The 1,456-nt window shown below is 38.7% G+C and carries 3 protein-coding genes and 1 pseudogene; 3 read left to right on the top strand and 1 reads right to left on the bottom strand.

All coding sequences use genetic code 11. The features are described from left to right. Positions 1-14 precede the first annotated feature (14 nt). Positions 15-410 carry a hypothetical protein gene (locus tag ACZYRN_RS19185; RefSeq protein WP_488913179.1) on the top strand — a complete coding sequence of 132 codons (396 nt, stop codon included), beginning with the start codon at positions 15-17 and terminating at the stop codon, positions 408-410. A 232-nt stretch (positions 411-642) separates the two neighbouring features. On the opposite strand, the gene ACZYRN_RS19180 is transcribed toward ACZYRN_RS19185, so the two are convergent. Continuing rightward, the gene (locus tag ACZYRN_RS19180; protein WP_488913180.1) at positions 643-783 is read right to left on the bottom strand and encodes a DUF8096 family protein; all 141 of its coding nucleotides are present in this window, start codon (positions 781-783) and stop codon (positions 643-645) included. A 99-nt stretch (positions 784-882) separates the two neighbouring features. Here ACZYRN_RS19180 and ACZYRN_RS19175 point away from each other — a divergent pair, with 99 nt between their 5' ends. Then, positions 883-1,137: a hypothetical protein gene (locus ACZYRN_RS19175; RefSeq protein ID WP_488913178.1), complete on the top strand. Its 255-nt coding sequence runs from the start codon at positions 883-885 to the stop codon at positions 1,135-1,137. 70 nt (positions 1,138-1,207) lie between these two features. Continuing rightward, positions 1,208-1,456 (top strand): annotated as a pseudogene (locus ACZYRN_RS19170) (phage terminase small subunit); the annotation flags it as partial.

The raw sequence follows: 1,456 nt of genomic DNA, 5'->3' as shown, positions 1-1,456 counted from the left end.
AGGGGAGGGATTAGATGAACAAATTAACAATAAAGGAGCAAGTACTGCTTACCTATTATTCGCAGTATCTTGCTGATGTCAGCAAGATACTGGAGGTTCACTATGAGTTACCCGAATTACTTGATCCGTGTGAATATCAGCACGCATTGATTCAGTTGGACGATGAAAACCTTATGAGCGGGTTAGCAAGGTTTTCATTAGTCGGCGATCCTGTACCGGGAGTCAAGGTGGTGAGTCCAATGATTACGCGAAAAGGAATTCATACAATAGAAAGCTTATTGGAGATACCAAGTGAAGAACCCCAGGTATCTAAGCTATCAAAGGTTAAGGGTAGTTTAAAGACAATGAAATCAGAGGTCTTGACTAAAGGTGTTTCAGATTATCTGAACCGTTTAATAGATGCAATATAAATAAGTTAAAGTGATTGTCATATTACACGATGATCGCTTTTTGTTTTGTAATGAGGAGTGAACACACATGGATAAAAAGAAATTGAAGAGAAAGAAACGGAAAGAAAAATTATATTTAATGAATTACACAAATAATTAAGCACCCCTCGAGGTGCTTTTTTCTTTGCTCTTTATGTCGTACAGCTGCCATATAGATGAGAAGACAAAACAAAAACCCAACCAAATGACAGGATTAAATAATCTTCTTCATGCCACATTTACGGCACTCGCGTAAGAAGACGGCATTTTTGATTGAACTCTTAAACTGGGCGTTGTCGCAGTTATCGCATCGACCGCTAACGATATCGGGCGTTTTTCTAATGTTGTATGGAATAACTTAAATATGATAACAGAATTTATGTTGGCAGAATGCAGGTAAATTTTATTCTCTTAGGGGAATATAGAAATTAAAGTCCAAAGGAGAGTGAACAAAATGGCAATTGAAAGAGATCCCGGCACTGAAAATTTCATCGGTGAGCTTGAGCAGCAAAAAAGAGATATTTATCGCTTTATGAGAGAGGAGTACGAAAAAGCAACTAATTACATTGATACTTATGACGCTGAAGTTCACGATCCTCGAATCGCCGCAATTGTCAGCCGAGAATTCAATATTTCCGCAGAAGAGGCCAGAAATATTTATGGAAGTGTTGAAACAAAAATTGCCGATTTTCATAAGAATCGATTATAAAAAAAATAAGCGCCCATCGCGGTGCTTTTTTCTTTGCCTAAAACAATCTCGGAGGTGGCGGTGATGTGAAGTGGCGAACTGGGATAAGATCAGATCAGAATGGGAAATCACAAAAATCACGCTAGCAGCATTAGCGGAAAAACATGATGTAAAACTCGGTACTTTAAAAAGCCGGAAAAGCCGTGAAGGATGGTCAAGGGATCCGACGAAAAAGGATGCAACCAAAATTGAAAAGGTTGCAACCAAAAAGAAGGGTGCACCCGTTGGTAATTCTAATGGGATAGGTAATAAAGGGAACAAATCAGCAGCGCCTCCAAAA

It is taken from the genome of Domibacillus sp. F004 (assembly GCF_057814295.1).
Note: the sequence above shows the minus strand (reverse complement) of the source record. Positions and strands in the feature narration are given on the sequence as shown.